At 60.3% G+C, this 22,437-nt stretch carries 1 protein-coding gene (only partly in view); it reads right to left on the minus strand.

The genetic code is table 11. The features are described from left to right. Window positions 1-22,437: the 3' portion of a CARDB domain-containing protein gene (locus tag H1B37_RS07025; protein WP_182865920.1), read on the minus strand. The gene runs 14,409 nt beyond the window's last position; 22,437 of the gene's 36,846 nt are visible here — the last part of the coding sequence; its start codon lies beyond the right edge, outside the window; it ends in the stop codon at window positions 1-3.

Consider the following 22,437-nt stretch of genomic DNA (forward strand, 5'->3'; position numbering starts at 1 on the left):
TTAAAGTTTCTTTAAAAAACGTGTGCCGAATCGTCCGTAGTCCTGGCCATCGACATCGCCGTCGTCATCGAAATCAAACGCGGCGTTGAATCCGGGCTGCCCCTCGCGTTTCATGAGAGACAATCCGAACCGACCGTAGTCTTGGCCGTCGACATCGCCGTCGCCATCGGCATCCCCGAACAGACGAAACACCTCGTCCACCGCATCGCCGCCATTGGCGTTGTCGTGGTCCCCGTCGATCGCGTTACCTGCCGCATCTGTAACGTGAGTGTCCAACGTCGTCAGCACATAGCGACCGTCGGTCAATGATCCGCTCTCATCAACCAGCGGCCCGTCAAAGCGAATTGATGCTTGTGTCTTTCCATTGACTTGGGCGGTGCTTACCGAAAGTTCGACGAGATCGCCAGACTCTCGTCTCAGTTCAAACGCGCCCGCATCGATCACCACCACTTCATTGAATTCAACCGTCAGCGAACGGACGACGCTGCTTCCCCCATCGTCTGCTGGAAGCATGCTGACCCGGGGTGCCACGTTATCGACGATAAACGACTCGAACGTCGCCTGCAGTGGCGCCGCAGGTGCCAGCAGAGTCGCTGCGGCGGGTTGATTCGGAGCGATGAATTCCAAACCAACGGTTCCGTTGAATTCCGCCAAGTCCCCACCGCTGACGACAACGTGGAAGGTCGCTTCTCCCGTGCCCTGGACCGGCGTCACCTGCTCGACGCCGGCGGTCGATCCGCCGGTCACCGAGAACTGCGATGGGGCCAGTTCGGCCGGTTCACCATCAAATGTCACATGGAACGCCAACTCGTCAGCACTCGTCATTTCGCTGAGCGGCTCGAATCGCTTGATGCTCTGAATCAATGGCGCCGGTGGCGGGGGGATCATCGCAGTGACCCGAGGATCAAAATCAAAGAAGCCCGCGCTGCGAATACTGAGCGGAAGCGCCAGTGAGGTTTCCCCCGGTTCTAATTTTCCATCACCCAATCGATCGATCAGATCAACGTACGGAACACCATCACCGGTAATCTCGGCTCCCAACACGACAGCGCCAGCCGGGGTCAAGTTCTCGAAGAACAAATGAATTGGCCCCTGGAGCACATCGGTCGAGGTGTTTTCGACCGTGACGAAGAAGTCGAACGCTCGCGTGAAGGGGTTGATCCGGAGCCCCGAAACCTGGACATGGACCTTGTCGGTCACGTCCTGTGGTTCGTTGGTCGGCGGTGCAAACTCGAAGGTGAAGCTCGCCGCAGCATTCGGATTGCCGACCGTGTCGATGACCGTTGACGCGTTGACGGAGACCGTCACCGGTCCCGGCGTCAGTTGTTGATTGTCGCGGTTGTACCAGTAGCGAATCGCGCCTCCGGGCAGCGTTTCCACCTCGTCCACCGAAAGCCCGCCGACGTCCAAATCGTCGACGCCGATGGAGGCGACATCGATGCCTGCTAAACCGATGTCGGTCCAATCAATGTCGACGTAGCCCGGGTCACTTGTGATCGTGGATCCTGCCACCGGGCTCAGCATCTCGACCGCCGGACCGATTCGATCGATGACAATCGAATCCGAAATCGGCAGACTGTCGTTGCCAGCGATGTCCATCACCGCTCCGGCGGACGCCTCGACCACAATCACGCCCTCGGGCAGATTTCCGGTGTACGTGTACCGGACCGTTCCGTCAGCGATCCCCGGTCCGGTGTGGGGGGCCGCACCGGTGAAGGTCAGCCCCGCGACCGAGATGTCCGACGGATCAATGCTTGCCGGGTCAATCCCCGATCCAAGGTCGCCTTGCCCGCCAAGATCGCTCCAAACCAAATCGATGTATCCGCTCTGGGATGCCGAAATCGAACCCGCAAGCGGATCGGCGAGCGTCCCTGTCGGACGAACCGAATCCAAGCCGACTTCGATCTCTCGCACCGTGTCGCCGTCGGAGTTGCTGGCCTGGACTCGGAACACGTTGGTGCCTTCGACCAGTGTCAGCGTACTGAATCGATACTCGCCCGCACCGTCGGCCGTCGTTGCAGCGTCGTCAAATCCATCCCCATCCACATCAAGCAAAACGACCTGGCCCGGATCGGTCACTCCGATCAGATCGACCTGCTGAAGGCTGGTCAAGTCGTCGCCGGGAGTCCCGGTATCAAATGCCGGGTCCAGGGCAATGCTCAGCGTCGGTGTTCCGGGAACCACCAAAGCGACGTCGTCGATCCGGACCGTGCTGTCAAACTCACCGAAACCGAGCAGGTCAAAATACAGCGTCGCGACGGTGTCCTCGGTCAGATCGGTCAAATCAATCGAGAAGGTGTGGGATCGACCGAGATCGATCGGCTCTCCGGTGGTTGAAAGACCGGGGGCGTCAATCTTCGGCCCGAAGTAAGTAACGCCATCGGTTTGCACGTTCAGCAGGGCATCGGTTTCGCCGATTCCGTCGGCGGTGCCCGCGATCGGCAGCCCCGTGTGCGTGTCCAGCAGAGCGAATTCGAACGCATCGGGTACTTCGTTTTCAACCGGTGGCAGATCCGCGGTCATCGTGAAACGCAGCGCTGTCGCGTTGGCGGGAATTTCAATCGTTTGCGAAAGCCGACTATTGAAGGTCGCATGCTCGCGCAAGACCCCGACACCGCCTTCGATCGATGCCGATCCCAGCGTCATCCAGCCGAAATCCGGATCCCCCGACGCCCCGTCAAACCCGCCATCGATCACCTGACGTGGCGGATCCAAGTGCAACGCGTGAACGTGATTGCCGTCTCCGTAGACCCCCTCAACGACCGCGTTCCAGGCCGGGTCATCGGCGGTGGGAAGCTTACGCTTGGACAGCGACAAGGTGCGTGCCATCAGACTTTCGATTTCGTCGCTCAAATCGGGCAAGCCCAGGACGTGCCCCAATTCGTGCGTCACGACGGTCAACAGGTCGACGCTTCCTCGCGCAGGCGAATCCTGTGCGGCCTGCATCGTGATCTCTGAAACGGCGTCGAACTCGACATCATCATACGGAGTTAAATCGACGAACCACGCATAGCCCACCGCGTCCGAATCGATGGTGATCAGATGCGTTCCGTCGGCTCGTTCGGTCGCTGTGCCCAAGTACGTCCCCGGCAGGTTCGCAATCGCCAATTCGACACCGGCCAGCACATCCGGCTTGGGATCGGGGAGGACTCGCAACCAGCGTTCAGCGGCCGCTTGGGCGATTTCAGTGACGACCTCCAGAGTCAATGGAGAGCCCACTGCGTCTTGATGACGATTGCCCGCAGTGGTGTGGCCCGGATCGATGGTCGGCGTGCCCGGCGTTCCAAACTGGCCGGTCGGGGCAAGATTCAGTGGCGACGGCGGGGCGACGCACTGACCGGATGAGGTGCCGGGGCCGGTGTAGTCGCCTTCGCCGGTGTCGTAGTCGTTTGCCCATGCGGCCAAGGAGAACCAGCCGCTTCGTTCGGCCGAGGTGTCGGTAAAGTAAAACTCGTCGGCGCCATCGCCTCCGCGCATCACATCGTTGCTGGGCCCGCCGTCGACCAGGTCATTCCCGTCGCCGCCGAACAGGACGTCCTCACCGGCACCGCCACACAACGTGTCTTGGTCGGCACCGCCGAACAGCCAGTCTTCGCCGCCGTGACCACAAATCCAATCGTTGCCGTCGTTTCCGAACAGGTAGTCATCGGACGCATCGCCGACGATCACGTCGGCGCCGCCACCGCCGACGACGATGTCGGTACCGAGCCCGCCGTCGATGCGGTCGCTGCCCAACCCGAGCAGCGTCAATTCGACGTCAAAGAAATTGATGACCGATCGCAGCGTGCTCCGCAGCCCCTGCAGGTCGATCTCGCCGCCGACACTGATCCGGAACGCGTCGCCGAGGACGAAATTGAATCCGTCGCCGGCGTCGATCAAGTCGCTACCATAACCACCGACGATCACATCCAGACCGTTTCCGCCGACGATCGTGTCGGCGCCGGACCCGGCGGGATTGAAGTCGACGCTGCCCTTGATGCGGAAGTTGCGGATGTCTGTGATACTGACGGGCAGGCGTGCCTGCAGGGTTCCGCCGATGGAGAAACCGTCACCCCAGAGCAAGTTGCCGTCATTGCCGCCGGTGATTTGGTCCGATCCGTCACCGCCGAGCAAGACGTTGAAACCCGCACCGCCATCGATCACATCCTGGCCGTCGCCGCCGAAGACCACGTCCAGTGGGCCGCCAAACGTTTGGACGTTGTCGTCGTCTTCGCCGGCAAAGACCACGTCGGTCCCACTGCCGCCGGTGATCGTGTCCCTGCCAGAACCACGAAGCGTGAAGGGCACAAAGATCTCGCCCGCCTTGTCCGGTTCGGTCAGCAATTGATTCATGTCGATCGCCGACCCGAGCGCCAGATTCAATTCATCTCCCAGGACGACGTTCAGGCCATTCTTGGCGGTGATCTGGTCGTTGCCATCACCGCCGATGATGAAATCAAACCCATCGCCGCCGACGATTGTGTCGGCGCCGGTTCCTTCGGGGATCAGCCCAAAGGCGGCGCGAAGTTCACCGTTGAACAGGGCGTCGATGTCATTGAGTGGGTTGCCCGTTGCCAGCGAATAGGTGTCACCAAGGATGACGTTGCCGTGATCGGAACCGGTCAACGTGTCGCTGCCGTCGCCGCCGGACAAAACATTGAATCCGTTGGTTCCGCCAACGACCGTGTCGGTCCCTTTGCCGGCGAAGATGACATCCAGGACACCTTCGTCATTTCCGGTGATGTGATCGTCGCCGTCACCGGTGACGACATAGTCCATCCAGCCGTGGGCGTAGACTCGGTCGTTCCCGGCGCCGTGCAGACCCGGCAGATTGAATTCCAGCTTCTTCGTCTGCCAGTCCTTAAAACTGAATTCCCACTCGATATCGGCTGCAACGTTGAATTCATCGGCCAGGATAAAGTCGACTCCGCCGCTGCCCGTGATCGTGTCGTCGCCTTCTCCGCCCACGGCCAGATTGAAGATCCCGTTGCCGGTCTTGATCGTGTCGTTGCCGGTTCCACGGAACGCCAGCAGGCTTGCCCCCGCGGTGATTTTCAGCAGCTGCGTTTGCCAATTGAAATCGATCCCGAAACTCACGTTGGCTGCGGGATTCAAACTCGGGTAATCGATTTGGTCTCCGATGATGATGCTGCCGATCGCGGCGCTGCGATTCGGACCGGTCAGCGTGTCGGTGCCGTCGCCGCCTTCGATATAGCTGAGGATCGAGGCACTCGTATCGACCGTGTCATCGCCTTCGCCGGACAGGACGATGTCGCCCCAACCGCCGCCGGTGATGGTGTCGTTGCCTTTGCCGCCGAAGACCAGGTTCAACACCCCGCCGGTCTGAATCACATCCTGGTCGGCCGGATCACTATCGAAGTTAAACCCGACGCTGACCGACAACAACTTTTTGCTGTTCTTGGCCGCCTTGTTGACGTCATCCGGACTGGACTGATTACTCGCGTCGTCCTTCTTGCCCAGGAAACTCAGCAACGAAAATTCGATCTCGATCGGTTCCAAGTTGAATCCCGACCCGATGATCAATCCGGTCCCCGTCAGGTTGTCGCTGCCATGACCGCCGACGATCACGTCCAAACCGACGCCGGCTGCCGTATTGCCGTCGATCCGATCGGCACCCTTTCCGACCATCGAAAGCTGGATCGGAACTCCAATCTTGCCCTCTTCCAAATTCTGTGCGAACTTCAGCGAGTCGCCGAATTTCAGATTGAACCCGTCACCGACCAGGATATCCAGTCGGGCTCCTCCGGTCACGGTATCATCGCCCTCGCCGGCGATCACGACCCCGGTCAGTGAATCTTCGACCAATTCGATGGTGTCGTTTCCACAGTCCGCACCGCAGTTGGCATCGGCAAGCAGATCGTCGCCCCAGATCAGGCTGCGATATCCAGCGCCCACAATGGTGTCGTTTCCGAGTCCGCCGAGTCCGATCGCCGCGAAGCTGCCACTGACGTCGATTTGGTCTTCGCCTTCGTCGCCATAGAACAGATCCAACAGTGACCCGCCCTTGATAACGTCATCGCCGGCACCGACAAATTCAAACTCAAAGAAGGCATCCAACGAGGTGGCAAAGGTCGCCAGATCGGCCAGGAAATTATCCAGCGTGGCCTCGTAGAGCGGTTTAAAGTCGATGTCCGTTCCGGCGGCAAATCGGAACGCGTCGCCGATCAACACGCCTCCGGCGCCTTTCCCCGATTCAAGTTCGTCGCTGCCGTGGCCGCCCAGGATGATGTCGATCCCGTCACCGCCCTTGATCGTATCGTCACCGGCCCCGACCGGTTCCAGGTTGATTGAAGCTCGGAAGCGTTGCTGCTGCAAATCGGTTGCGATGTCTTGCAGCGTTGAAAAATCGAAATCGAATCCGTCGCCGAACAGCACGTCGATTCCGTCGCCGCCGAGCAGTTCATCACTTCCGCCCATTCCCACGACGACGTTTGCGGCGAAGATTTCGGTATCCTTGCCCGCATGCAGGTAGTCATCTCCTCGTCCTCCGACGATCGTATCCGGCCCGGCTCCGCCGAGCAGGAACAGCGGCTTTTCCGTTTTCAAATCGTGCGATTCGGTCGCTTCGATCGTATCCTGCTCGTCGCCCGTGGCGACCAGGATGTCGGCCGGGTCAGAGAACTGAACCGAGTCAAATGAGTACGGACCGTCGGGATAGTAGCCGCCCGAATCCCAGTGGATCGTGTTGTCGGGATCGATTTCGACTTTGTCTTGCGCGTCGTCGCCACTTCGCATGACGGCCCTGGTCCCCGATCCGGCTTGATAGTAGCCGGCAAATCCTTTGTCCGAATCGACACCGTCGGCAAGCGAGTGCACGACCTCGGCGATCACCGCATCAAATGCTTCATCCTCCAGAGCCGATCGCAGATACCCGCCCCCGGCGGCCGGGTTGAGAAACAGCACATGGCGTCCCGGCTTCAACGCGTCCTCGGCCGGCTCGCCGTCGGCGAGTCCGAGTTGCATCCCCGCGCCGATCGCAGCCGGGGAGATTGGAATCTCTCCCAGGAACTGCGGATCCGAACCGTCAACGGGCTGGCCGGTGAACTTGATTCGCAGCGGGTTTTCAAGCGGCTCGTCGTCAGGCGTTGCGATCTCATAGTCCAAACGAACCGTCTCTAAATCATCCCCCGAGCCGAACGCGTGCAGCGCGACAGTCGGCGCGAGCCACTTGACGTTGTCGATGTGGACCTTCGCATTTCCGCTTGCCGCCGTCACTTCGAACCGGACGCGGCCGACCTTCTCGCCGACTTCAGGAATCGCGACTTTGATCGGATCGGTATTGTTCTCGTAGTCCGCCAACTTGAGTTGAACGGAGTCGAACGTGCCGTCGCTACGCAGCCACTGGACGACCAGGAACGATGTCGGCTCAAACGCGACCAATTCAAGATCGAATTCGACGCCGCTGGCATCCTCGGGCGCGTAAGCCCAATTGTGCATCCGGTACTGTCCGGTTTCCAACACGAGGTGCCCGTTTTCGACGATTCCCAGGTCGGTTGGATTGGTCCCGGCACCGTGATACCACCATCCCGCGGTGCTGTTGAATTCAAAGTCGCCGTTGAAGATTTCACGCGGCTGTGGCGGATCGACTTCGCTGGGATCGGCGGGATCGCCATCGATCTCATCCGGTGTATCAAGCGTCGCCAACAAGCCGCCTTCGATGAACACGCCGTCGAATTGGCCGTTCTTGGGCGAATCGATGCCGGTGAAGTATTGTGGGAACGCGGCGTGGCTGTATTCATAGCCGTCGTTATGGTTGCGAGCACCGTCTTTGGAATGGGCCCCCAACGGATCGGCCGGAAATTTGTAGTAGTTGTCGGTACGGATGTTCTGCCAGGCGTGGAACTGGTAATCCTGGTACAGCAATCCGCCAAAGTGCCCGCCTTCCCCGTCCAGGAATGCGATCTGATCGATGCCGGTTTCCGGACTTTCATCGAGCAACAATCGCTGCGCCGCCTCGCTGGTCACGATCGCCCCGCGGCTGTATCCGATGAACGCATCGGTCCGCTCGGCGATCTCCGCTCCGTGCAACAGTGCGAACAGAAAATCACCCGAGCCTTCGGCGTACCCGTCGTCCCCGGATGCACCGTCGGGTGGAGTCTCCAAGACGAAGGCATTGACCGGGAAATCGCCGTAATTGGAGACTTCAGCCCAATCGAAGAGTAAGACGTGGTGGTAGTTTGCATCGTCGATCGAGATGCCCTCGTCTTGCCACTCGCCGGTCGCTTCATCGCGTTTGAATCCGGGGCGGATGATTTGATCAAAGGGCGTCGGATTCCCGGCGCCGTCGATGATTTCGACACTGTGGACGACGACGTTCCCGGACGCGACGTCCAAGCGTTCGGCCATCCGCCACATCCAGCCGCCATCGAGTTCTTCGCCGCTATCGATGTCGATCAAATCCTCATATGGATCGGTCGACAATCCGTGCACAATCACCGTCCAGTGGTCGGCTTCCAGCCCTGTGCCGTCCGGGCCACAGGTGACGTCTTCGACCGTGCAACCGACGTCTTCGAGTGACACTTCGTCAAACAACCCCGCCCACGTCCAGGGATCGTACCAGCGATCGCCGCTGCTGAACGCCGGCCCGCGAGGGGCATCGTTGCCCAGCGTCATGTCATCGAGTTCGATGTCCGGGAACGGGCTGATGCCGTTGGCCGCGTCGACGATACCGGACAGGTTAATGAATTCGCCGCCGGGCAAATCCATTTGTCCCCAGCGACCGGCAAACAGCACCCAGTCGTTGTTCGGATCGCCGTCGTCGGCAACTTCGGGAACCCGTCCGATGGTCGTCAAGTCATAGTCGACCGGTTCAAGTTTCAATCCATTTCCGAAGTGCTGTTCGTCGCTCGTTCCGATCGGCAGGATCGATCCCGGATCGGATAGTCCAAACCATTCGGAGACGCCCGGCCAGAAGAAACTGGCGTGCGCGCCCAGACCGACGTACACGTTGGGGCTGGTGATCGGATTGTCCGGATCGTCGCCGGGCCCGGAGGTCGCCACCGACCAGGGAACCAGTTGCCCGCCGTCAAGCTGACTGTGGATTCCGCTGTGTTGTTCGTGCTGGGCGTAACCGACCTTGGTCGGCACGTAACCGCCGTCACCGGGTTCGAAGAACACGGTGATGCTTTCCCAGTCGCCCTCGTGCGTGTTGGATCCGGAGTGATCTTTCCAATTGCTGTACGGGTAATGGAACCAGTAATTGATCGCAAAGTTCTCGAACGATCCGTCTTCGCCGTCGCCGATGACGGACGCGTACACGGTGGGGCTGGAGTTTCCGGACGGATAGTCGGCGGTGGACTCGCCCGGCAAGTCGATTTGGGCATCCGCATTGGAGACTTCCCCGATCGTCGACGGGTTGGTGATCGGGAATCCGAATTTGTCAAGCAGTACGCCGTCGTTGATCGAGACGGCAGTGGAAACCGGTCGTGGATACTTTTCGGCGCGATTGTAATAGATCGTCGGCGAGAACGCCGCGGCCAGGTCCTCGATGCTTCCGAACGACAGAGCGTTCTCCGCCCCGGGCACCGAGATCGAAAGGCCGCCCGCTGAAATCGGTTCGCGGTCGACGATGAAAATCGTCGTTTGGCTTTCTTTGCCGAAACCTTCGTTCAGCTGGAAATCGATCTTTTCGAGCGAACGTTCATCCGGGGCGATCAGGTTATAAATGGTGATCGTGTGCTCGGTGTTTGGATCTTCGATGTTCGGGATCAGCACCTCGGTTCCGGTGAAGGAGAATTGTTCGCTGCCTCCGTCGAGTGTCGCGTAGGCACCATCGCTGAGCGACCAGCCGTCACCACCGTTTTCGAATTCGATGTTCAGCGTCACCGGCCCGACTTCGGTGGTCAGAATCTTGACGTCGACCGAGAACTCTTCTTCGGGATAGGCCCACCAACGATCGACCCCAATCAATTCCGTGTCGATCGATGCTTGCTGTGCCGAGACGCCTTGCAGGAGCCCCTGGACGGTGATCGGCGTGATGTGAACGCCGGGGTTGACCTGATCGAGCGGTTCTCGTTCACGCTCTGACGGTGACAAACTCTCCCCGGCTTGTTGCAACGCCGCGGTATCCATCACCAAGACTTCACCGAAGCCGCCGTAGGATGCCAGCAGTCGCGAGCCGTCGTGATTGAGCGCGACGTTGGTCACGTACCCGCCGTCGATCGGCGTCGTCGCCCCCAGATACGTCGGCGTGCCGAAGGGGTCTTTGACGATGCCCACCTTGTCCCCGTACGTCCCGCCATAGCCGAACACCAGGAACAACTGCCATTCGCCGATGTAGGCGTATTCCAAGTCCGGCGAAACGACGACTTCACGCGGCGTCAAAACGCTCTGGTAGTAACCGGTATAGAATCGCTGTTGAATCGGATTCAAGTTGCCGCCGACCACTCGGGTCCCGACGGTATCGATCACCGGCGAACCGGAACTCAAATCGACCGTGCCGAAACGCATCAGGTTCGGCTGGACGGGGAACGAGTTACCCCACGGGGTAAACGACGACACGCGATAGCGATAGGAGAACGTCGCGTAGTCCGCGTTGCTGGTGGTGTTGACGTAGTTGGGCACGCCATCCAAGGCGACATCGTTGGTGATCTCTCCCCAACCTTCCGGTTCCAAGTTCTCTGCACTGGGAAGTTCGTCCGAGTCCAGATTGATCACCGTCAGGTAGCCGTCTTCCCATCCTTGACCGGTTCCGACCAGCAACTGCTTGCCGTCGGCGGTCACCGACGCCCCCGAAATACTGTGCCGTTCTCGCGGCAACGCGATCGAGCGAATCGTTTGATGCAGCGTCGGCGAATCCGGCCGGATGTCGATCACCCAAACCGTCCCGGCGAACCCGGTCGCGTACAGGAAATTGCCGGCCGGATCGATCGTGATTTGGTGAATGAAGGTGTCGTAGGGAATCGAGATCTTGTCGATTTCCGGAGTCGACGGATCCGTGTCGATCGGTTCGAGCGTCATCGTGTCGAACACGGCAACGGCCGTTCGCGACGCGGCGAACAACCGTGTGTTGTCCGGCGAGAAGTACGTGTCGCTGCCGAACTCGACATCCGTCAGCTTCTTTAGAATCTCGTTGCTGTTGCCGTTGGTGTCAAAGACCGCGATGCCGCCGCCGATGCCACCGACCGCGCCCAGCCCGCCGGCGGGCGTCAATCCGACTGAATTGGAATCGCCAAAGTCCGGATGCCTGAGGATGATTTCCGCGGCCCCCAGAATGACGCCGCGAGGAACGTTCACCAACGCCGAGCTGTCGCCCACGCCACCGTCGGCCGGATATTCCTGATCACCTTGGACAAAGATGACTTCGCTGTCGGCCATCCGCAGCCCCGAGAGCAGGATACGCGGCGGATTGAGCGCGGCAAGCTCGACGTTGCCGATCACCGGTCGCAGGCCGGCCGGATCGACCAGCGGCGGCGTGATCGTCGGCTGGAACAACTCACCGGGCACCACGTCGGCAACGTTGACGCTTTGCGCGGCGTACGGGATGTCATCGGGATCGCTTCGATAATAGGGAATCGTGATCCCGAACGAAATCGAAGGAAAGATCGGAATCAGACCGCCGCCGATCACGCTGGCGATGCCCAGATTGAAATCGATCCCGAAACTGTAGCCCACATGATCCGGGGCATTGATTCCGATCCGCGCCAGCGCCTCCGGCTGATCCGCCTTGGCCGCCAGGTACTGTCCGCCGGCGCTCAGCCCCGGATAGGGCGGCGACGTGGTTCGCGCGTTTCCGTCGGCATCAACCCTGCCGACTTCCAACAACAACCACAAATCGTGCAGTGTGCCGTCTTCAAGCCGGAACTGTTCTTTCTTGAAAAAGAAGACTTCATCGCCTTCGACGAAATCGCCCCCCAACGGCACGATCATTTGTGCCGGTTCGGCAAGTGTTGCACCGCCAAAATCCAGCTCAAGCAACTTGCCGGAATTGAACACCAAATCGTTCGGCAGTTCCTCGGCCGGTGGAAGCGGAATCTCCTGCATCGAAACTTCCACGTCACCGGGAAGGGCGCCCGGGGCAAGCTGCAGAATCGACCCGTCGTCACTTTGCAGCAGACCGCCTTCGACGCCGAAGGTCGCGGTGCCGATCTGAGGCTCAACCACGCGAATCGTGACGTGCTGCTCGGCCGGTCCACTGATGATCGTCAGCTCCACCTCGCCCAGTGCCGCGCTGGTCGCAAATCCATCCTCGGTAATGTCGACGACTCTCGAATCGCTGAGTACGTAAACCGCTCCGTCGATCGCCGCGGACAAGTCAACCGCGCCGTCGAGCGTTTGCACCACGTATTGACGCTGGCCGGCCGACAACGGCAACGTGACCGCCGAGGGATAAACAAAGATGCCGTCTTGCCGCGCCAGTGCATCGTCCGGATCGCCGACGGTCACCGCCGTCGCCGCGGCAAAGAATCCTCGGGACACCGTGACCGCTGAATAGCCTTCGGCAACCGCAGTCAACTCGCCTTGCGCATCGACCGACAACACGCCCGACGGTGTCGACAGGTACGTCAGGTAGTCGCCGATCAACGGCACGTCTTGCTGGTCGGCAAAGTCACCGAGCACCAACAACTTCGCCCGCTCGCCGACCTGATACACCGGCTGACGGCTCACGATCTCGATTCCCAACAGTTCCGCGTCGGAGACGCTGATGCCGAGCGTGATGATCTCGGATTGATTGAAACCGTCGTCGGCCAGGATCGAGACGGAAGCCGGTCCGACGTAACCGGCATCCGGCGTGAACGTCACCAACCGGCCATCGCGGCTGAGCGATGCCACGCCGCCAGAGGTCGAATCAATGCGATAGAAAACATCGTCCCCATCGGGATCAACGACCGCTGCATCGAGTTCGAACTGGAGCGCCAAATCGACGTGCGTCATTTGGTTGGCGAAGACAGGGTTGGCCTGGGGAGCGAGATTGGCCAGGAACCCGCCGTTACGAACAAGCAGTTGACGATCCGCCAGATCGATCACGCCGGAACCATCGACGTCGGCACGAACATCGTATCCCGCCTGGCCGATCGCGATGCCCGACAAAGACGCGACGAGATCGCTATCGAGGCCGTCGACCTTGCCGTCGGAATTGGCATCGCCGGCAACCATCAGTTCAATTGTGGCCTGACCACCGGCCGCGCCGTCCTCACGAACGCGAACCTGGTAAAGCCCTTCTCGGGAAACGGCGTAAATTGCTTCGCTGCGATCATCGACCACCGATGTCGATCGTGGGGTCAGTCCGACAATCTCAGGCACGTCGATCGACATCCCGGGCGTTCCCGTGGCGACCACGCGGACCAGGACTTCGCCGGTTGGTGTCGAATCGATTTCGCTTTGCCGGACGCTAAACGCATATGCCTTGGTCTCTCCGGCGGCAAGGCTTGCAACGGTCGCTCGTCCGCTGAACGTCGCCGCAGCCCCCAGGTCCCCCTGCAACGTCGTCGTGGTCGGTGGGGCCAGCTCGGAATAACCAAACGCGGATCCACCGCCGCTGCCGTCGACGGCGATTTCCAGCCGTCCGGGCTGGTCGGCACGATAGCCATACCGATCGGTTTCGCCCGACTCCGGCTGCCTGGCCGCGACCAGGTTGCCCTGAACGTCATAGTGATAGTTCAAGATTTCACCGTCGGGGCCGATCAACCGCGAAACCCGCCCGTCCGCGTCGGTAACGATCTGAACCGCGTGGCCGCCCACCGCGACGATACCGCTGTCACCCAAGTAAACCGTGTTTCCCAGCGAATCGGTTTGGCTGGTCACGCCGAGTTGGGCATCGACCGTGTATCGCGTCGCATCGGGGCCGATCAAGACAAAGTCGTCGCCCGCAAACAAGGGGCTCGCCGGGTTGTACGGGTAACCGCTGGACAATTCAAAGAACTGATCCCCACCCCGCATCAGCTTTAAATCCGGCGACTGGAGCGACCAGCCGGCCGGATTACTTGGCAACGGTTGCCAATCAGCCGTGTAGTAGATCAGCCCGGGGATGGATTGTTCGGCCGGCTGGAACGTGAATCCCAGTTTGTCGCCACTGGGGACATCCAGGAACAAACGCGTGCCTTCACGATAGGCCGAATACAGACCCTGGGACTCCAATCCGGTGACGCGGGCACTGCTTCGCAAGTTCACATCGCGATTGGTCCAACGCCATCCATTGCCGAATCTGCCTTCACGATCCCGTTCGACCGAATCGTACTGCCGAGCAATCTGAACGTCGACTCCGCCGATCACGGCGCTGAAGTCGACTTCGTTCAGGACGATGTTTCGCTTGGTCTCGCTATAGAGTTCGATGATCGTTTCGGCGCGCCCCGCACGGCGGGCGATGTCGCGAGCGGTCAGACGCAACACGTAAAAGTCATTGGGCATGTCGCCGACATCGAGCGTCGCTAAAACTGCATTCGACAACGCTTCATGCCCGCTGGCGATCACTCGGAAGTCGGGTTCACCCAGTCGACGCATCTCCAGCGTCCACTGATCCAAATTCGTGTCTTGGATCGATCCGATGATGGCGCCGTCTTCGATGATCGAAAAATCGGGTGCGGCCAACGACACGACGGGCAAATCAACATCGCTCGGATCACGCACCTTCAACGTCGTTGTCGCCACGCCCACCAGGGCGTCAACGTCCGTCGCCGTCGCGACCAATTCGTAACGTCCCGGTTGGGCGACGGTGAATCGGGCTCGCCCGTTTTCGTCCAACGCAACACTTTGTCCATCCAATGTCAACGTTACCATCGCGATCTTTGCCAGCGAATCCGCGATCGCATGCACCAGAATGTCTTCGCCGGGCGGAGACGGGAAACTGGGGGTGACGATCACACTGACCTCGGGCGTCGGCAATTCGACGTCGGCCAGAATCACAATGATCTGCGACGTCGTCGTCTGGCCGTCGCTGGCGAAAACACGGACCAAGTACTCACCGGCTTGTCCCGGCCCCGGCGTCCAAACCACTTCACCGGTCACTTCGTCGACCGACGCGCCGGCGGGAAGATCGGTTGCATCGTACGTCAGCGTCGTCCCGGAATCGGGATCGGACGCTTCGATGTTGAGCCGCAATTCTTCGCCTAGCCGAACGGCGTGGAAGGAGGTGTCCAGAACCGGGGCACGATTGATATTGTCGATCCGCACCGTCACGTCGGTCGAATCCGAAAGCCCCGACGGGTCGGTCGCGGTAAAGGTCACGACGTAGTCACCGGATTGCTCGTACCCGGGCGTCCAGCGGAATCGGCCGGCTGCATCAAATTCGGCCCCGGCGGGCAGATTCGTCGCGCTGTAAGCGATCGGGTCTCCGTCGAGATCGCCGGCCGTCATGGTGAAGTCAAGCAACCCGCCTTCACGCATGAACAACGGCTCACGCGGAACAATCACCGGGGCGCGGTTAACGTTGGTGACAAAAATCTCGAAGTCTTGGAAACGACTGCGGTGACCGTCGCCGACGATGATGCGAAGGTTTTGGTAGTTGCCGGCTTGTTGAAAACTCGGCGTCCAGGTCAACGTCCCGCTGGACGGGTCCAGCGTCGCGCCTTCGGGAAGGTTCTCGCCCCGATAGGTCAACGGATCGCCGTCGGGGTCGCTGGCTGTAGCGACAAAGGTGAACGTCTGCCCTTCTTCGATGATGGCGTTGGCGATCGGAGACAAAACCGGACTGGCATTGGCCGAACGCACGACCAGATTGAATGACGCATCATCCGTCGCCGGAGCGGTCTGCCCGCCGTTGCCGCCATCTTGGACCGATGCGGTGACGTTGTAGATCCCCAGATCGCCGGCACCTGGCGTCCACGTGATCGTGGCCCGGCCATAGGTCGCCTCGGGGGTGATCACGGCACCGGCCGGCAGACCAGCCAACGCATACAGCAGCGGTTCTTGATCCGCATCGGCGGCTTGCAACGTGAACGAGAACGGTTCACCGACGACCGCGACTTTATCGCCGACGAATTCCCAACGCGGCGGTTCGTTCGGCGAATCGACCGTGGCGATGAACGTGAACGGCGTCTCCAACGGCGCCCATGCTCCACCGCCATCCCCATCATCGCGGGCAATCACGGTCAGTCCGTAATCGCCGCGGTCACCCACGGTCGGAGCCAGGCGGAACAATCCGGTTCCATCACCGTTGTCGACGAAGGTGACAAAGTCGGGCAAGGGGAATCCGGGTTGCGCGTTTTCGGCGCGCAGCTCGATCGGGTTTCCGTCGGGGTCGACGGCCGACACGGGAATCTCCAGCACCTGGTCGCGCGTGACGATCTGGTTGTCAAACTCCGCGATCTCGGGTGCTCGATTCAAATTCATCACTTCGATTTGAACCGTCGCGATGGTTTGCAGCGGGATGCCTGTTGAATCGCCGTCGTCGGTGGCGGTGAAGGTCAACGTGTACATGCCGGCTTGGTCGAATTCCGGTTGCCAGAAGAACAACGTCGAAACCGGATCAAAACTCGCCCCGGCCGGCAAACCATCGACCGTGTAAGTCACCGTTGCCGGCCACTCGGGCGTGCGATCGGAAAGGCTTCCGTCTTCCTCGGGGACCGGCGGTTCGTAGCCCGGGTTGTCCGGATCGAATGCAAAAGCGGAAAACGCCATCGGTTGACTTTCAAAGATCCGCCATCCGGTCAGATCGTCAAACACGGGGACCCCGTTGGCATTGATGACCGTCACCGACATCGTCTTGGTGACCGAAACATCGTTGCTGGTGACCGTGATTGGAATCTCGTAAGGGACGTCGTTGTGTTGGTAATACTCCGGTGTCCACTGGAAAATCCCCGTCGTCGGGTGCAGCGTCGCCCCGGGCGGCAACATCGGGCTTGAGAATTCGACGGGATTGCCATCGGGGTCTTCTCCGGCGACGGCAAACTTCAACGTGTCTCCCTCGCGCAAAATCCGTTCTTCCGGCAGCACCAGTTGCGGCGGATGATCCGCCGGCGCGATCACAAACGTCGATTGAGAACCGACGTGATGCACCCCGTCGGTCACATTGAAGATCACTCCGGGGTACGTCCCGGCGGACTCAAAGTCGGGAGTCCAGCGGAACACCAATCGCACGGGATCCAGTAGCGCACCGGGAGGCATCTGATCAATCCAGGCGGCCAGCGGATCGCCATCGGGATCGCTCACCGGCAACGCGAACTCGATCGTTTCGCCTTCGCGTCCTTCGATTACGCCCGGCAAATCGGCCATCACCGGCATCTGATTACCGTCGGCGACCTCGATGTCAAATGCCTGAACCGCCCGCCCGCCCCGCGTGTCATAGACGTGCAGCACGACCGACGAGACACGTGACGCATCGGGTCCGGGGGTCCAGGTGACATCACCGCTGACCGGATCGACCTGCATGCCCTCCGGCCCCGAATAAAGGAAGTAATACAGTTGGGCGACCGTCGGGTCGGTCACCGTCGAATCGGGATCGGTCGCGTCGGCGTCATAGATGTACGGGCTGCCGACGCGTGCCTGGGTGATCGGCGTCGACGTGAACACCGGTCGCTGGTTGACGCCCGGATTCGCTCCGACACCGACTCCGACATCCACGCGACGATCATCCGCGTTGTAGATCGTGACGGTTTGTGCCGTCGTGGAAGCCCCCGGGACCAGATCGATTGTCGTCAGCTCGATGAACCAGCGACCATCGGGGGCTTGGCCGGCGGCATCGATCGGTACGCCGGGGTACCCATCGGCCGGATCCAGGAGCAACAGCACCGGCAATTTCAAATCGAACGGGCTGGTGTTGGTGATCACGACGTCCCACGACACCCAATCGGACATCCGATCGCTGCGGACATTGGCAAAGTCGATGTCGACATAGCTGGTGAAGTCGGACACCGTGGAAAAGGTCGTCGTGTAATCCTGCTCCATCGGCAGCCGTTCGATGCTGCTGACGCCCGACTGGACCGTCAACGTGTACGTGTCACTTTCCAATAGCCCCGGCAACAAATGCACCGTGTTGGCACTCGAAACGTAAATCACCTCGCCGATCGGCACGACGCCGACGTTGTCGCCGACCAACAGATAATTGTCCGGATTCAAAACCGATGCCGCTTCGCCACCGACGCCGGTAAACATTTGCTGGTCGAAGGTCACCGTCAGGGTCGAAATCGGCAAGACCGCGATTCCGTTGGCCGGCGGATTCGTCGCAATCACCAGCGGTGCGACCGCCGGATTCAAAACATCGACCTGATCGGATTGGCTGACCAACACGCGGCCATCAGACGTTGTGACGACGACATCGCCACGCGTTCCGCCATCGGCAACGGTGACGCGTCGCAGAGTCGCGGTGTCCACCATGGTCAACTCGCTTCCCGGATGATCGTTTGAGCCCTGGTTGTGCGAAACGAACAGCAACCCATCCAACTCGGTTCCCACCTGACCGAACGACAGCGAATCGACCGGCGCATCGAAGTCGAGCATCAACTCGGCGCGTCGCTGCGGCGTGAACCGAACCACCTGGCTGCGATCCGGCCAAGTCGTCGCCCACAGGTGGCCCTCGTTGTCAAAATCGAGCGAGGCGACGCGCAGATTGAGGTCGCGGTTGTATTGAGTGAAGGTCTCCGTTTCCGGATCGAAAACCAGCACGCCTCCCGGGCCGCCGTAGTTTCCGTTGACGCCACCGGACCAGACGACGCCCGAAGCGACGTAGATCATGCCGGTGCCAGGTTCCACCGCCAATGCCATCGTGATACCGTCGCCGTGCTGGGCAACGATCGCTCCGGTATCGGGATCCAGCTGCAGCAACGGTCCGCCGCCGGTGGTTGCCCACAGCCGGCCTTGGGAATCAAATTCCATGTTGAAGACCGGATACGGCAGGGTGACCCACGCATTCAGGGCGTCGCCACCATCACGGCCGAAGCGGAACAACGAACTTCGACTCGGGCCGCCGCTGATGATGAACTCGCCGTCGGGTGTCTCGACGATCGCCATCGGGCCGATGTCGGCAAAACTCTGCTCGATTCCCGTCACAAAGGACCGTCCCACGAACGGCCGCAACACTTCGTCGTATTCCGGACGTGAGAACGTGATTTCGGCGGCCGGCACCAGCTGCTCGGCGATCGTGAACAACGGATTCGTCGACGGTTCCATCGTCGGCTCGGGAGGGATTCCGAAATTCGGCGGCGTCGTGTCGGGAACGGTTTGCGGGCCGCCAAGGTTGATGCTCGTCCCGTCGCTTTCGGCGCTGACTCCCGGTCCGGGGGATTGTTGATTGCCGGCGATGTCGGTCGCCAATGCCAAGAACTCGTAGGTCGAACCGGCGATTCCCTCGAACACCAACGATCCGGTCGCATCGGTCAATTGCCGCTGCCAAATTCGATAGTCTCCGCCATCGGTCGCGACATACAACGTCACGTGCCGGAATCCCGATCCGTCGTCGTCGTCGGCCACCGACCAATCGACCAGATAATTGTCGTTTTGACCGGCGACCAACGAGACATCCAGTGCCGTACCGGGAGCGACCGCATCGACCTTTTGCGACAGCACGGGCGTGTCTTCCGGAGGCGCGTTGTTGAACAACACCCGCGCGCTCGCCGAGATCTCGCTGCCCGTTTCGGCCACGTCCGCATCAGGCAAAATCGTGTAGGAGACGAAGGCCGCACCGTCGCCCTGGGCGTTGTTGGGGGCCAGCAAGCCGCGCGTTTCGTCTTGCAACAATTCACCCGTCAACGGATCGATCGCTTGCAGCAACCAGGTCGCCTGGCGGGCCACCTGATCCACCCCGGCGCTAACCCTCAGCAAGAATCCTTCGCTGTTGGTGAAGTCAAACTCGCCTTGGAACAACGCGCGATCCGAGGGGATGTGGACGTTGATCTTGCCGATGTTGATGTCACCGAGCCGGAACGAATAGATGTCCAGATCCTCATCCAATTCCGTGACCACGCGGACCTCTTGAACGTATTGCGACGCTTCGGGCGAATTGGCAAACGTGACCGTGTAGGGCAACCGCTGGGCCAGCGGCAACCAGCCTTCGGTGTCCACCGTCTGTGGCCCCGTGATCGAAGCGAGTCCCTGGTTCGCTTGACCGGCGAGAAATTGCGACAGATCCAACTGTGCAAACTCATCGCCGTCGACCGGTTGCGGCCCATTGATTTGATATTCCGGGGGAAGCCCCGCGCCGCGATCTTCGAACGCCATCCAGGGAACGTACACGCGGAACGACTCAAAATGCGTCTCGCTGGAAAGCCCCAAATCATAGTCTTCGAATTCACTGATCGCCGGGACCGGGATTTCGCCGTCATAACATCGGCTGCTGCGGGGATCATAGAATTCGACCTCACCCATTTGTCCCGCATCATGACCATACCACTCGCGGATCTGGTCAAAAAAGCCCAGTAGATCGCCGGAGCTGCGGATCTCTTGCCCGGCCGGTCCGATCAAGATCCCAGAGGCGAGTGTCGACATCAGGCTGACGATTCGTTCCTGCTGGCGAATCGGTGGGATGCCCGCCTCGTCGCGTAGCAAACCACCTTCTTCCAGAGCGGCCAGGAACAGATTCCCCCAGTCCTCTCGATTGGCCGCCAGCGTGGTCAGCGCTGGTGTGACGCTACTGTCGTCATCGATGATCGCCTGTCGCAGCACTTCCGCTTCGCCGAGTGAATGGTTGATGAACTCCTGACGCGTCATCGCCGTCGCGGCCGCGGTCAAATGGAACCGGAATGGAATGAACGGGATTTCGCATTCGCTGGGGACCGCTCCGGTCATGTTGTACAAATCCGCCAGCCCCGGATAGATCTTGTCCAGTCCCTCCGGTCCGTCGTCGAGCGCCCCTTCATCGGCCAGATCCGGAAAGGCCGCATAGACCTGGTTGACCAGTTGCTCCCACGCCCGGTCATGCAACTCTTCCAGCCCCGGGTAGGTCGAAACATTAAAACTAAAGCCGGTAAACCCGTTGGCGTCATGATCGAACAGGTAGCCCGGTGATCGGGAAGAATCAGCAAGGTCACCGGCATTGATGACCGAATCGATCTCCGCCCAAGGCACGTCGTCGGCCCCGTCGGGTGCACCGCGAACATTCGAATTGAATCGCACGAATGGCAATCCATAGACGAACTCATTGGTCAGCATTTCCGGGATGCCGACTTCGAAATAAACGTACGGTGTGTCCAGGTTGGACACACTTTGCAACGCAACACTGTAGGTCCCGACCTCGCCGGCCAGGATCGTTCGCGGACCGCCGATGCCGATCGTGACATCTGGCTCAATGGCCTGTTCGATCAAAAAGCGATAGGGGACGACGGCCATCTCGTCGCCGGGATTGATCACGGCAACGTCATACAAGCCGTGGGTGGCATCGGTAAAATCAAACGTCGCAATGATCTTCGTCGAGTCGATGACTTCGTAATTGACCGGAACAAACTCGTCGAAACCCGGTCGAATCAACTTGACCACCGCGTTCTCATGAAAACGCGCCCCTTCGATGGTCGTGGTGACAAACTTTGAATCACCCCCGACGTCGGTGTTGATGTCCGTAATCACCAACGGCAACAGTTCTGCCAACAGGCGAATCGGTGTGTCGTCGGCGGGTTCATTGAATCCGCGTACTAAGACGTAGTAGGTGCCCGGACTGGTCGAGGGGATCACCGCTTGCAGATCGCTGTCAAGGCCGCCTTGATAGGCCGCATCGAACGCGGCGATCGTCGGCGCGGCGTCGTACCGCAAGAACAACTCGTTGGCCGCCCCTTCCGCTTCGGTCGTCAACGACACCCGCAGGGTCTGGTCATGTGGAACGGTGATCTGGAACAACCGTGACTGTCCCGTCGACAAGGTCGTGTCCAGTGGCACGCCGAGTTGCAATTGGTCAACGGTAACCGCCAACGTTTCGGCCGACGCCAGGGTGTTGTTGGCGTCGAATTCACGCTCGTATACTTGATTAAAAATATCGGTTCGCCCGATCACCCGGTATTGCCCCGGTGTCGCAGGCGGCAGCAGCGTGGTGAAGGATTGGGTGTAACTTTCACCGGCCTGTAAGCTCCCCGAAAAACTCAATCGGCCCAGCGGCACATCGCCGATGTCCCACGTCGCATCGGTGGAAAGGTACAGCGTGTCCGACCACGTGCCCGTTGCCGGTTCGGCGTCCGGATCGCTGGGGTCATTGCCGCTGAGATTGGCAACCGTCCAACTGACCGTCACCGGTTCACCCGACCGCGCGTCGGCCGGAACGTCGACACTGGTTACCTGCAAATCGGTTGGCGGCGGCAACTCAATGATGACCGGTGTGACGGTGTGCCGATCATTGTTCGTTTCGGCATCCAGCTCAAAGACCTCCCCGATCGTCGATTTCCGCGGCGGATCGGTGATCACAAACACGTAATACTCTTCGGTCTGGTCGGCGAATCCGCTCGGGGCACGATAGCTGCGTGTGACGTCATAGGTTCCTCCGGCCACCAATCCGCCCTCGTGCCGAATCGAACCGAGGAATCGATCGGCGCGGAGATCCAGGAATGGATCCCGCGAAAAATAGACCAAATCGTCCCAGTCGGGCTG

It is taken from the genome of Stieleria mannarensis, assembly GCF_014154935.1.
GTDB lineage: Bacteria > Planctomycetota > Planctomycetia > Pirellulales > Pirellulaceae > Stieleria > Stieleria mannarensis.